11 protein-coding genes are annotated in these 12,481 nt (G+C 74.3%); 1 reads left to right on the top strand and 10 read right to left on the bottom strand.

What is annotated here, in order from left to right; translation table 11 throughout:
• Positions 1-2: 2 nt before the first annotated feature.
• Together HS99_RS11365 and HS99_RS11360 are read right to left on the bottom strand one after the other, a co-directional pair.
• Complete coding sequence (locus HS99_RS11365) at positions 3-428, bottom strand: BlaI/MecI/CopY family transcriptional regulator (protein WP_030284173.1); 426 nt, start codon at positions 426-428, stop codon at positions 3-5.
• A 188-nt stretch (positions 429-616) separates the two neighbouring features.
• Complete coding sequence (locus HS99_RS11360; RefSeq protein WP_046386166.1) at positions 617-1,528, bottom strand: DMT family transporter; 912 nt, start codon at positions 1,526-1,528, stop codon at positions 617-619.
• On the opposite strand from HS99_RS11360, the gene HS99_RS11355 reads away from it, so the two are divergent.
• Complete coding sequence (locus HS99_RS11355; RefSeq protein ID WP_030551559.1) at positions 1,527-2,981, top strand: aminotransferase-like domain-containing protein; 1,455 nt, start codon at positions 1,527-1,529, stop codon at positions 2,979-2,981. The two genes, HS99_RS11360 and HS99_RS11355, sit on opposite strands and share 2 nt — an antisense overlap.
• 117 nt (positions 2,982-3,098) lie before the next feature.
• On the opposite strand, the gene htpX is transcribed toward HS99_RS11355, so the two are convergent.
• The 8 genes from htpX to nuoH all read right to left on the bottom strand — a co-directional run bounded on the left by htpX (position 3,099) and on the right by nuoH (position 12,055).
• Positions 3,099-3,962, bottom strand: a complete 864-nt coding sequence (gene htpX / locus HS99_RS11350; RefSeq protein WP_030284182.1) for a zinc metalloprotease HtpX — start codon at positions 3,960-3,962, stop codon at positions 3,099-3,101.
• A gap of 173 nt (positions 3,963-4,135) precedes the next feature.
• Positions 4,136-5,701 carry an NADH-quinone oxidoreductase subunit N gene (locus HS99_RS11345; RefSeq protein ID WP_030551562.1) on the bottom strand — a complete coding sequence of 522 codons (1,566 nt, stop codon included), beginning with the start codon at positions 5,699-5,701 and terminating at the stop codon, positions 4,136-4,138.
• A gap of 56 nt (positions 5,702-5,757) precedes the next feature.
• Complete coding sequence (locus HS99_RS11340; protein ID WP_030284184.1) at positions 5,758-7,338, bottom strand: complex I subunit 4 family protein; 1,581 nt, start codon at positions 7,336-7,338, stop codon at positions 5,758-5,760.
• Positions 7,339-7,391: 53 nt separating this feature from the next.
• Positions 7,392-9,452, bottom strand: coding sequence for an NADH-quinone oxidoreductase subunit 5 family protein (locus HS99_RS11335; protein ID WP_030284185.1), 2,061 nt, complete (start codon positions 9,450-9,452; stop codon positions 7,392-7,394).
• Positions 9,449-9,826: an NADH-quinone oxidoreductase subunit NuoK gene (gene nuoK, locus HS99_RS11330; RefSeq protein ID WP_030284186.1), complete on the bottom strand. Its 378-nt coding sequence runs from the start codon at positions 9,824-9,826 to the stop codon at positions 9,449-9,451. The genes HS99_RS11335 and nuoK overlap by 4 nt, the downstream gene beginning before the upstream one ends.
• On the bottom strand, positions 9,826-10,539 hold the full coding sequence (locus HS99_RS11325) for an NADH-quinone oxidoreductase subunit J family protein (RefSeq protein WP_030551564.1): 714 nt from the start codon (positions 10,537-10,539) through the stop codon (positions 9,826-9,828). The genes nuoK and HS99_RS11325 overlap by 1 nt, the downstream gene beginning before the upstream one ends.
• Entirely contained in the window at positions 10,536-11,099 is a 564-nt protein-coding gene (locus HS99_RS11320) for a NuoI/complex I 23 kDa subunit family protein (RefSeq protein WP_030551565.1), read from the bottom strand. The genes HS99_RS11325 and HS99_RS11320 overlap by 4 nt, the downstream gene beginning before the upstream one ends.
• Positions 11,096-12,055 carry an NADH-quinone oxidoreductase subunit NuoH gene (gene nuoH, locus HS99_RS11315; RefSeq protein ID WP_030284193.1) on the bottom strand — a complete coding sequence of 320 codons (960 nt, stop codon included), beginning with the start codon at positions 12,053-12,055 and terminating at the stop codon, positions 11,096-11,098. Before nuoH ends, HS99_RS11320 begins: the two co-directional genes overlap by 4 nt.
• Positions 12,056-12,481: the final 426 nt, after the last annotated feature.

The following is a 12,481-nucleotide window of genomic DNA, read 5'->3' as shown; positions in this document are numbered from 1 at the left end:
GATCAGCTCTCACGGTCGGCCGCTGCCGGATCCGCGGACGCGGCGTCCAACAGCGCCCGCAGCAGTTCCTCGTCGTGCGGCAGCAGCGCGGTGACGAAACTGGCGAGGACGGCGTCCCGGTCCGCCTCGCCGTCGAGCATCCGGCGCATCCTCAGCGCGGCCAGCCCGGCGGCGTCGGAGGAGGCCTGCCACAGGTACGAGCGGCCGGAGCGGCTCCGGGAGACGGCGTTCTTGGCGTGCAGCCGGGACAGGATGGTCATCACCGTGGTGTACGCGAGATCGCCCTCCAGGCGTTCCTGGACCCACCCCGCGCTGGCCGGGCCGGGCGCCTGCTGGAGCACCGCCAGCACCTGCGCCTCCAGCTCGCCCTGGCCGCGCCTGCGGGCCGGCGCGTCCCCGGACGCCGGGGCGTGCCTCTCGTCTGCCATGACGGCCCACTCCCTCCGGATGCCGCGCCCCGGACCGACGCGGGGCGCGGGCTCATCCTAACGAGCGGAAGGCTCCTCCGGACGGCTCACCGCGAGGGTTCGCGGGCGCACGACACCGCCCGGGAGCCTGCGGAGCGAGTCCCGGGCGTGTCCCGGGCGTGCCCCGGAACGTGTCCGGCAGACACGTCCTAGACCCGGGCCCGCTGGGTGACCGCGATGCAGAGCAGCACCACCACCGCCGTCACCGGCGCCGCCACCGGCAGGTCCTCCCCCAGCAGCAGCACCGACCAGAGCAGCGTCAGCAGCGGCTGGGCGAGCTGCAGCTGGCTGGCCCTCGGCACGCCGATCGCGGCCATCCCCCGGTACCAGAGCACGAACCCGCCGAACTGCGAGACCGCCGCTACGTACGCCAGCCCGGCCAGCGCCTTCGCGCCGAGGTGCACCGGCTCCGCGGCCAGCCCGTACCCGGAGGTCAGCAGCATCGCGGGCAGCGCGGTCACCACCGCCCAGGCGATCACCCGGGCCCCCGTGAGCTCCCGGGACAGCCGCCCGCCCTCCGCGTACCCGGCCGCGCAGACCAGCAGGCCGACGGGCAGGTAGAGGTCGGCGAGGGTCGGCCGGCCGTGGCTCTGCAGCAGGGTGAAGGCCAGCACGGCGGCGGCTCCGGCCAGCGCCGCCGCCCAGAACACCCGGGACGGCCGACGGCCGGTGCGCAGTGCCGCGACCACCGCCGTGGCCAGCGGCAGGACTCCGATGACCACCGCGGAGTGGGCGGTCGAGGAGGTCCGCAGGGCGAGCGTGGTGAGCAGCGGGAAGCCCAGCACGCAGCCGGCCGAGACCACCAGCAGTCCGGGCCACTGCCGCCGCGTCGGCAGCGGGGCGGCGGAGGCCAGCAGGTACAGCCCGGCCAGCACCCCGGCCACGGCGCCGCGCAGCCCGGTCGAGGTCCACGGGCCGAAGCCGGTCAGGGACCACGCGGTGGCCGGGAAGCTGAGCGAGAAGGAGGCCACCCCGAGGGCGGCCAGGGCGGTGCCGGAGGCGTGGCCGCCGTGCTGCGCTGCTACTGCCACCGGCCGGGTAGCGCTATCTTGTGCTGTCATGAACGAGCGTAGCAGCGTGGCCGAACTCGCCGACAGTCTGCGGCGAGAGGTCGAGCGCTACCCTGAGGGACGGAAGCTCCCCTCCAGCCGGGCCCTGATGGAACGCCACCAGGTCAGCCCGGGAACGGTCTCCCGCGCCATCGCGGTGCTGGTCGCCGAAGGACTGGTGGTCTCCCGGCCCGGTGCGGGGGTGTTCCGGGCGGCGGCCTTCGCCGCGGCCCCGGGCGGACCGGCGGCACCGGCCGCCCGCCCCGGCGACCTCTCCTGGCAGGAGGTCGCGCTCAGCGCCGACTCCGGCCCGCGCGACCTGCTGGCCGCCCCGGTGTTCGCCACCCTCCGGGTGCCGCCGCCGGACGTCATCGACCTCAACAGCGGCTACCCGCACGCCTCCCTGCTGCCCGAGCGGCTGCTCGCGGCCGCCCTCGCCCGGGCCGGCCGCCGCCCCGGCGCCTGGGACCGCCCGCCCACCGACGGCCTCACCGAGCTGCGCGGCTGGTTCGCCCGCGACATCGGCGGCCACGCCGGGCCGATCAGCGCCGGGGACGTCCTGATCACCTCCGGCGGGCAGGGCGGCCTCACCGTCGCGATGCGCTCGCTCGCCGCGCCCGGCTCACCGGTGCTGGTCGAGTCGCCGACGTACTCGGGCATCCTCGCGGTCATCCGGGCGGCCGGGCTGCGGCCGGTACCGGTGCCGATCGACGCCGACGGCGTCCGCACCGACCTGCTGGCCGACGCCTTCGAGGCGACCCGGGCGCGGGTCTTCGTCTGCCAGCCGCTGTTCCAGAACCCCACCGGGGCGGTGCTCTCACCCGCGCGGCGGGCGGAGGTGCTGCGGATCGCCCGGGCGGCCGGGGCCTTCGTGGTCGAGGACGACTTCGCCCGGCTGCTCGTCCACGCGGACGCCCCGGCATTGCCCCGCCCGCTGGCCGCCGACGACCGGGACGGCGTGGTGGTGCACCTGCGCTCGCTCACCAAGGCCGCCTCCCCCAACCTGCGGGTCGGCGCCCTCACCGCGCGCGGCCCGGCGCTGGCCCGGCTGCGGGCCACCCAGGTGGTGGACAGCTTCTTCGTGCCCCGGCCGCTCCAGGAGGCGACTCTGGAACTGGTCGCCGACCCCGCCTGGGCCCGCCACCTGCGCACCCTCGGCGCCGAACTGCGCGAGCGCCGAACCGCCGCCGTGGCCGCCCTGCACCGCGAACTTCCCGGCCTGCTCGGCGCCTACCGGCCCGGCGGCTACCACCTGTGGCTGCGCCTCCCGGACGGCACCGACGACGCCGCCCTCGTCGCCGCCGCCCTGCGCGCCGGCGTCCAGGTCACCCCCGGCCGCCCGTACCACGCCGCCGAACCGCCGGCCCCGCACCTGCGGCTGAGCTATGCCGCCGCCGAGAGCCCCGCCCAGGTGGCGGAGGGCATCCACCGGCTGCGGACGGCGTGCGAGGAGTCGGTGGGCTGAGCCGGCCCGCGGCCCGTCACCCCGGTCCACGCCTCCGCGGGCCGACGAACGACCGCGCCCCGAACGAGCTCCGGGGCCAGTTCCGGGGCCGCCCCACCCGCGCCCGCTCAGCGGCCCTTACCCCCGGTACCCCGCCATCCGCTCCAGCCGGGCGATCCGCTCGGCCATCGGCGGGTGGGTGGAGAACAGCCGGGCGCCGGCCTCGCCCGGGCGGAAGGGGCTGGCGATCATCATGTGGCTCGCGGTCTGCAGCTGGGGCTCCGGCGGGAGCGGAAGCTGGCGGGTGCCGGCGTCGAGCTTGCGCAGGGCGCTGGCGAGGGCGAGCGGGTCACCGGTGCTCCGGGCGCCGTCGGCGTCGGCCTGGTACTCGCGGGATCGGCTGACCGCCATCTGGATCAGTCCGGCGGCGATCGGCCCGAGGATCATGATGGCGAGCATCCCGAACAGCCCGGGGCCGTCGTCGTCCTCGCTCCGGCCGAACGGGATCAGCCAGGCGAAGTTCACCAGGAACATCACCACCGAGGCCAGCGCCCCGGCGACCGAGGAGATCAGGATGTCCCGGTTGTAGACGTGGCTCAGTTCGTGCCCGAGCACGCCCCGCAGCTCGCGGTCGTCCAGGATCTGCAGGATGCCCTCGGTGCAGCAGACCGCCGCGTTGCGCGGGTTGCGGCCGGTCGCGAAGGCGTTCGGGGCCGGGGTCGGGGAGATGTAGAGCCGGGGCATCGGCTGGCGGGCCGAGGTGGAGAGCTCGCGCACGATCCGGTACAGCCCCGGCGCCTCGAACTCGCTGACCGGGCGGGCCCGCATGGCCCGCAGCGCGATCCGGTCGCTGTTCCAGTAGGCGTAGGCGTTGGTCCCGAGGGCGACCAGCAGGGCGACCACGAAGCCGGTCCGGCCGAAGAAACTGCCGATCACCAGGATCAGCGCCGAGAGGCCACCGAGCAGGACGGCGGTCCTCAGTCCGTTGTGCCGGCTGTGCACGTCAGGCCCTCCAGTGGTGCGGTGGGGAAGCCCTTTCCGCCTCGTCCCTCTTGCCCGGTCAACGGGTGGGGCCGGGGACCTTGTTCCCTTGTGACGGACGCGACACCACCGCGCCGCCGCCGCACCACCCGGACGGCCCCGGGCCGACGACTGCGCTCGGCCCGGGCCCGGGCTCAGAACAGACTGCCGCCGGCGACCTGGAGGACCAGCTGCGGGGCGACCGACAGCACCACCGCCGCCGAGGCGGTGAGCCCCAGCGTGGCGGTCAGGCTGACCGGCAGCCGGGCCCCGGCACCGTCCGCGACCGCCGCCGGGTCGGCCGGGGTGAACAGCCGGGCCGTCCACAGCAGGTAGTAGTACAGGGCGACGACCACGTTGACGGCCATCACCACGGCCAGCCACCCCAGCCCGGCGTCCACCGCCGCGCGGAACACCACGACCTTGCCGAACAGGCCGATCACGCCCGGCGGCAGCCCGGCCAGGCAGAGCAGGAAGAAGGCCATCGCGAGCGCCGTCCAGCGGTTGCGGGCGAACAGGCCGCGGAAGTCGTCCACGCTGGTCCCGGCCCGACGGCCGACGGCGGCGACCACCCCGAAGGCGCCGAGGTTCACCACGCCGTAGATCAGCGCGTACGCGGCGGTCGCACCGAGCGGGTCGGCACCGGTGGGCGCGTACCCGGCGGCGGCGAGCGGCACCAGCAGGTACCCGGCCTGGCCGACCGAGGACCAGGCGAGCAGCCGCACCGCGCTGTACCGGGTGTCGAAGCGCTGCCGCAGCGCGCCGACGTTGCCGACGGTCATGGTGACGGCCGCCAGCACGGCGAGCGCCAGGCCCCAGGTGTGGGCGTACGGGCGGAACGCGACGGTGGTGGCGAGCGCCAGACCGGACAGGCCGGCCGCCTTGCCGACCACCGAGAGGTAGCCGGCCACCGGCAGCGGGGCGCCGGTGTAGGTGTCGGGCACCCAGAAGTGGAACGGGACGGCGGCGACCTTGAAGGCGAAGCCGACCAGGGTCAGCACGGCCCCGGCCTCGGCCAGCGGCTTGAGCTGGCCGGGCGCGTGCTCCAGGCCCTGGGCGACGGCGCCGAGGTGCAGGCTGCCGCTCGCCGCGTAGACGAAGCCGATGCCGAGCAGCATCACGGCGGTCGCGGTCACCGAGGAGACGAAGAACTTGAGCGCGGCCTCCGCGCCCCGCCCGTCCCGGCGCAGCGCGACCAGGGCGAACGCGGGCAGCGAGGCGACCTCCAGGGCGATCACCATGGTGGCGAGGTCGCGGGAGGCCGGCAGCAGGGCGGCGCCGGTGGCGCTGGAGAGCAGCAGGAACCAGTACTCGCCGCCCGGCAGCCGCTCCTTCTCGACCGTGTGCATCGACAGCAGGGCCGCGATCAGCGCGCCGCCGAGGGCGAGCAGCTGGAACACCAGGGCGAAGTGGTCGGCGACGTAGGAGCAGCCGGCCGCGGCAGGGCCGCCGACCGGCGGAGTGTCAGTGGCCGCTGCTACGTTCCGGACACAGAAGGTCGCTCGGGGTGACCAACCGGTCAGCGGGAGGAGTGCGATGAGGGCGAGGGCGAGTCCGGCCGCGGCGAGGCGGCCGAGCCACTTCTTGTGCCGCTCGGGCAGGAACAGGTCGGTGACCAGCACCGCGAGGGCGGCCACGGCGGCGATCAGCGGGGGCGCGATCGCCACCCAGTCCACGGACTGGATCAGGCTGCCCGGGTTGGCTACGGCGAGGGAGGTCACAGTGTGCTGCCCCGTGGAGTGAGGTCCGAGTGCGGCGGTGTGGGCTGCGAGCACGGTCAGCCACCCCCGAGGAGGTGCTTGACGGCAGGGTCGGAGAGGCCGAGCAGGAGAGCGGGCCACAGCCCGGCCACCAGGGTGAGCGCGGCCAGCGGCGTCCAGCTGACGGCCTCGTACGGGCGCAGGTCGGGCAGCCGGTCCACCGGTGCGGGCTGCGCGGGGTCGCCCATGCAGACGCGCTTGACCACGATCAGCAGGTACGCGGCGGTGAGGAGGGTGCCGAGGCCGGCCAGGACCATGTAGGTGACGAAGGCGGGGCGCGACAGGCCGGCGGCCGGGTCGAAGGCGCCGAACATGGCGAGCAGTTCGCCCCAGAAGCCGGCCAGCCCGGGCAGGCCGAGGCTGGCGACGGCGGCGAAGGCGAGCAGCGCGCCGATCCGGGGTGCCCGCCCGTACAGGGCGGCGCCGGTGGCGCCGGAGAGGGTGTCGAGGTCCGCCGTGCCGTAGCGGTCCTTGAGCGCGCCGACGACGAAGAACAGCAGACCGGTGATCAGACCGTGGGCGATGTTGGCGAACAGCGCCCCGTTGACGCCCACCGGGGTGAGGGAGGCGATGCCCAGCAGCACGAAGCCCATGTGGCCGACGGAGGAGTACGCGATCAGGCGCTTGAGGTCGCCCTTGGATCCGGGGCGGGCGAGCGCCAGGCAGGCCAGCGAGCCGTAGACGATGCCGACGGCGGCGAAGGCGCCCAGGTAGGGGGCGAGCGTCGCGGTGCCGTCCGGCACGACCGGCAGCAGGACGCGGACCAGACCGTAGGTGCCCATCTTCAGCAGCACGCCGGCGAGCAGCACCGAGCCCACCGTCGGGGCGGCGGTGTGCGCGTCGGGGAGCCAGCTGTGCAGCGGCCAGGCGGGGGCCTTGACCGCCAGCCCGACCATGATCGCCAGTGCGGCGATCACCTGGGTGGTGTGGCTCAGGCCGTGGCCGTGCGCGGCGGCCAGCGCCTGCATGTCGAAGGTGCCGGCCTTGCTGCCGATCAGCAGGAAGCCGAGCAGCATCACGGCCGAGCCGAGCAGCGTGTACAGGATGAACCGGTTGGCGGCCGGGGTCTTCGCGCCGCTCCCCCAGCGGGCGATCAGGAAGTACATCGGGATCAGCACGATCTCGAAGGCCAGGAAGAAGAGCAGGAGGTCCAGGACCGCAAAGGTGGCGAGCATGCCGACTTCGAGGAGCAGGAACAGCCCGACGAAGGCCTGCCCGGAGGGACGGTGCTCGTCAGGGGCTGCGTCCCGGGCCTCCCCGCCCGGCAGCCGCTTCTCCGAGTACAGCGCGCAGAGGAAGGTGAGCAGCGCGGTCAGCACGATCAGCGGCAGCGAGACGCCGTCCACCCCGAGGTGGAAGCGCACGTGCAGGGCCGGGATCCAGGACACGTCGGTGGTGGCCTGCATCCGGGCCGGCGAGCCGTGGTCGAAGCCGGCCGCGAGGGCGACGGAGACCAGGAACACCGCGCCGGTGACCACGGAGTTCAGCCGCAGCGCCCGCCGGTCGGCGACGGCCCGGTCCGGTCCGAACACGGGCGCCAGGGTGAGCGCGGCGCCGAGCAGTGGCAGCACCAGGAGGGCGATGAGGACCGCGTTCATCGGGGGCTCCCAGCTGGGGTGAACGGGACGGGGGTGGAGGACAGCAGCACCGGCTACACCGCCACCAGGACGGCGAGCAGGACGACCCCGGCGAGCAGCGCGCTGAGGTAGGTCTGCGCGTTGCCGGTCTGCGCGAGCCGGACGGCCCGGCCGAGCAGGTTGGCGCCGATCCCGCTGCCCTGGACGTAGCCCTCGACGACCTCGCGGTCGAGGAAGCGGACCAGCTGGGCGGCGGCGGCCACCGGGCGGACGAACAGCGCGTGGTACAGCCGGTCGACGCCGAAGCCGTGCCGGGCCGGGCCGAACAGCGGGCCGAGCAGGGTGCGCCCGGGGTCGGCGACGATCACCTCGGCGGCCGGGGCTCCGGCCTGCTCGGGCACCCGGCCGACGGCGGCCGGGGCGGGACGGCCGGTGGCCAGCCGCGCGGTGGCCGAGCGCCAGGCGCCGTAGGCGGCGAGCACCCCGACCACGGCGAGCCCGGTGCCGGTCACGGCGGTGACGCCGGTGGGGCGCAGCGAGCCGCCGTCCAGCAGCGCGGGCAGCCAGTCCGGGCGCAGCCCGGCGACGCCGAAGGCCATGGTCGGAACGGCCAGCACCCAGAGCGGCCAGCGCATCGCGGGCGGCTCGGCGGTGGCCGGGTCGGCCTCGTCCAGCTCGGGCGAGTACGGCGCGTCCGCCTCGTGGTCGGCCACCACCGTCGCCCGGTCGGCGGCGGGCAGCACCTCCGGTGCCGCCGCGGCCGCACCGGCCGGGCTGTGGAAGGTCACCAGGAACAACCGGGTGGCGTAGGCGCCGGTCAGCAGGGCGGTGAGCCCGGCCGAGATCAGCACGATCCAGCCGGCCGCCTGCGGCACCCCCGAGGCCGGGCCGAGCCCGTTGGTCAGCGCCTCGCCGTTGGCGGCGTGCTCGGCGGCGGTCAGCACCGCCTCCTTGCTGAAGAAGCCGGAGAACGGCGGCAGCCCGGCCAGCGCGACCAGCGCGATGCCCGTCGTCCAGTAGGCGTCCGGCACCCGCTTGCGCAGCCCCGGGATCCGGGACATCGCGGAGATCGAGTTGGTGTGCGCGGCGTGGATCACCACGCCGGCGGCCAGGAACAGCAGGGCCTTGAACGCGCCGTGGCTGACGAGGTGGAACACCGAGGCCTCGCGGTCCCCGCTGGCCAGCGCGCCGGCCATGTAGCCGAGCTGGCCGACGGTGGAGTAGGCGAGCACCCGCTTGAGGTCGTCCTGGGCGAGTGCGCACAGCGCCGAGCCGATCATCGTCACGGCGGCCATCACGGCGAGCACGACCAGTGCCGCGCCCGACTGCAGGAACACCGGCATCAGCCGGGCCACCAGGTAGATGCCGGCCGCGACCATGGTGGCGGCGTGGATCAGCGCGGAAACCGGCGTCGGACCGGCCATCGCGTCCGGGAGCCAGGTGTGCAGCGGGAACTGGGCGCTCTTGCCGGCCACGCCGGCGAGCAGCAGCAGCGCGATCAGCGTCGGGTGGCCGAGCCTGCCCTCGCCCGCGGCCGCCAGCACGTCCGGGATGCGGAAGCTGTGGACGTCCGCGCCGAGCAGGAAGATCCCGAACAGGAACGGCACGTCACCGAGCTTGGTGACCAGGAAGGCCTTGAGCGAGGCCGAGCGGGCGTCCGCGGTCTCCCAGTGGTGGCCGATCAGGAAGTACGAGCAGACGCCCATGACCTCCCAGCCGACCAGCAGCACGATCAGGTCGCCCGAGAAGACCACCAGGAACATCGCCGCGGTGAACAGCGAGACCAGCGCCGCGTACGAGGGGTAGCGCGGGTCCGCCTTCAGGTACGCGGTCGAGTAGACCTGGACGCAGGTGGCGACCACACCGACCAGGACGGAGATCAGCGAGCTGAAGCCGTCCAGGTGGACGGCCAGCGAGATGTCCGGGCCGCCGGTCGGGGTGAGCCGGGTGGCCGCGTCCAGGGTCTGACCGGTGCCCAGCTGGAGGGCGACCACCAGGGCGAGCACTGCCGAGACGGCGACCGGGACGATCGCCAGCGGCCGGGCCAGCCCGGGCGCCTTCTTGCCGGCGGCCAGGGTCGCGGCGGCGCCCAGGGCGGGCAGCGCGGGGACGAGGGCGGGCAGGGCGAGGTTCATGCGGTGGCCCGGCCCTTCAGTGCCTCGGCTGCGGCCGGCTCCTCCTCGACGGAGGCGTACGGCTCGGCCGGGTCGCCGAGCGCGGTGGCCCGGTCGATGTCCGCGGTGCCCCGGGCCCGGAACAGCAGCAGGACGATGGCGAGCCCCAGCCCGATCTCGGCGGCGGCGACGGTGATGGTGAACAGGGTGAGCGCCTGCCCGGCGTGCAGCGAGTCGCGCAGCCAGGCGTCGAAGGCGACCAGGTTGAGGTTGACGGCGTTGAGCATCAGCTCGACGGACATCAGCACCAGGACGGCGTTGCGCCGGGCGAGGACGCCGTACACGCCGACGCTGAACAGCAGCGCGGAGAGGACGACGGGGTAGGCGAGGTGCATCAGCTCTCCTCCGTCACGGACGGCGTGGACGGCGCGGAGGGCGCGGCGGCCTCCGGGGCGGTGCGCGGCGCGGTCGCGGCGACGGTCCCGTTCGACCCGACCGGCCGTCCGGCCCGCAGCCTGCCCGCCCGCGGCGCGGGCACCCGGCGCTTGGCCCCGCGAGACAGCACGATCGCGCCGACCAGCGCCGCCAGCAGCAGCACGGACAGCGCCTCGAAAGGCAGCACCCAGTTCCGGAACAGACTGGCCCCGGTGACGGCGGCCGAGCCGCCGCCCGCGCCGAGGTCGATCCAGGAGGTCCGGAAGGCATCGACGACCAGCGTCACCAGCGTCCCGGCCGAGGCCAGCGCGACGACCAGGGCGACCCAGCGGTTCTTGGAGTCGGCGTCCGGGGAGCGCCCGATCGGCGCCTTGGTGAGCATCAGCCCGAACAGCACCAGGACGATCACCGAGCCCAGGTAGATCAGCACCTGCACCCAGGCGATGAACTCGGCCGTGAGCAGCAGGAACTCCACCGCAAGCCCGCCGAGCGCGACCACCAGCCAGAGCGCGGCGTGCACCAGTTGCTTGGTGGTGACGGAGGCCACCGCCGAGCCGAGCACCGCGATGCCGACCAGCAGGAAGACGATCTCCTGGCCGGTCGGGGACAGGAACGAACGGGCGGCCGGCTCCAACGAACCGGTCGCCGCGAGGAGCGTGGCAGCGCCCGTCATGCGTCGTCACCCTTCTCCTCGGCGTCGGCCGCAGCCGCAGCCGCAGCCGCCAGCTTGTCCGCCGCCTTGCGCGCGGTGGCGATCTCCTTGGGCTCCTCGGCCGCCGGGTCCAGCGCCGGCGGCGCCGGGACGGTCCACATCCACTCCCGGAGCTTCTCCCGCTCGTGGGTCAGCTCGTGGATGTCGGTCTCCGCGTACTCGAACTCCGGCGACCAGAACAGCGCGTCGAAGGGGCACACCTCGATGCAGATCCCGCAGTACATGCAGAGCGAGAAGTCGATGGCGAACCGGTCCAGCACGTTGCGGGTGCGGGCCCGCGCGTTCGGCTCGGCGGCCGGCAGCGTCTCCTTGTGGGAGTCGATGTAGATGCACCAGTCCGGGCACTCGCGCGCGCAGAGCATGCACACCGTGCAGTTCTCCTCCAGCAGCGCGATGACGCCGCGCGAACGCGGCGGCAGCACCGGCTGCACGTCGGGGTACTGCGCGGTGACGCTCTTCTTCGTCATCGTCCGCAGCGTCACGGCCAGCCCCTTGGCCAGACCGACACCGGGAAAACTCATGAGATCGCCACCTTGATGATGCCGGTGAGGGCCAGCTGGACGAGTGCGAGCGGGATCAGCCCCACCCACGCGAAGCGCATCAGCTGGTCCTCGCGCAGGCGCGGGTAGGTGACCCGCAGCCAGATGACCACGAAGGCCAGTGCGAAGGTCTTGAGGAGCATCCACAGCCAGCCGAGCTGGTCGGCCATCGGCCCGTGCCAGCCGCCGAGGAAGAGCACCGCCGTCAGCGCCGACACCACCAGGATGCCCACGTACTCGGACAGCAGGAACAGCGCGAAGCGCAGACCGGTGTACTCGGTGTACGCGCCGAAGATGATCTCCGAGTCGGCGACCGGCATGTCGAACGGCGGCCGCTGGAGCTCGGCCAGGCCGGCCGTGAAGAACACGAAGGCGCCGATGATCTGCCAGGGCAGCCAGTACCAGTGCCAGGCGTCCAGGATCCCGGGCAGCGACAGGGTGCCCGCGGCCATCGCCACCGAGGCCGCGGCGAGCACCATCGGCAGCTCGTAGGACATCAGCTGCGCGGCCGTGCGCAGACCGCCGAGCAGCGAGAACTTGTTCGCCGAGGCCCAGCCGGCCATCAGCTTGCCGATCACGCCGACGCCCATCACGGCCAGCACGAAGAACAGTCCGGCGTCGATCGCCTGGCCGACGAAGCCGTCCGGGCCGACCGGGATCGCCAGCAGCACGAACAGGTACGGCAGCAGCGAGACGGCGGGCGCCAGCTGGAAGATCCGGCGGTCCGCCCCGGCGGGGACGATGTCCTCCTTCTGCGCGAACTTCACGCCGTCGGCGACGAGCTGCGCCCAGCCGTGGAAGCCGCCCGCGTACATCGGGCCGAGCCGGCCCTGCATGTGCGCCATGACCTTGTGCTCGGTCTGGCCGATGACCAGCGGAAAGACCAGGAAGACGACGAGGGTGGCGACGCAGCGGAGCACCGTGTCGAGCAGGTTCACGTGCCGTCTCCGTCCTGGTCGGCCGCTCCGGCCGAGTTCTCGTCCTTCTCCGCCGCCCCGTCCGGTTCCTCACCCGAGGGCTTCTCGTCGCGGGCCGGCACCGGGTTGTGCCAGGGCGCGTCGGAGGACCGGGGCCGCGCAGGAGCCGCAGGAGCCGCAGGAGCTTCATCGGCTGTCTGGCTGACCGAGCCCTCGGACACCGACCGTGTCCGCCGCGGCCGGTCCGCCCGGACCGCCGGGACACCCTCGGCGGCAGGAGCGGCCGGGGCTGCGGGAGCGCCTTCAGCGGCCGGGGCTTCAGAAGTGGCCGGAGTGTCCGGAGCCTCGGCGGCCCCCTGGCTCGCCGACCCCTCCGACACCGACCGCGTCCGCCGCGGCCGGTCCGCCCGCACCGCCGGGGCGGCACCCTCGGCACCGGCGGCCGCA

It is taken from the genome of Kitasatospora aureofaciens, assembly GCF_001188955.3.
Taxonomy (GTDB): domain Bacteria; phylum Actinomycetota; class Actinomycetes; order Streptomycetales; family Streptomycetaceae; genus Kitasatospora; species Kitasatospora aureofaciens.
This window is presented reverse-complemented; position numbering and strand designations above follow the sequence as displayed.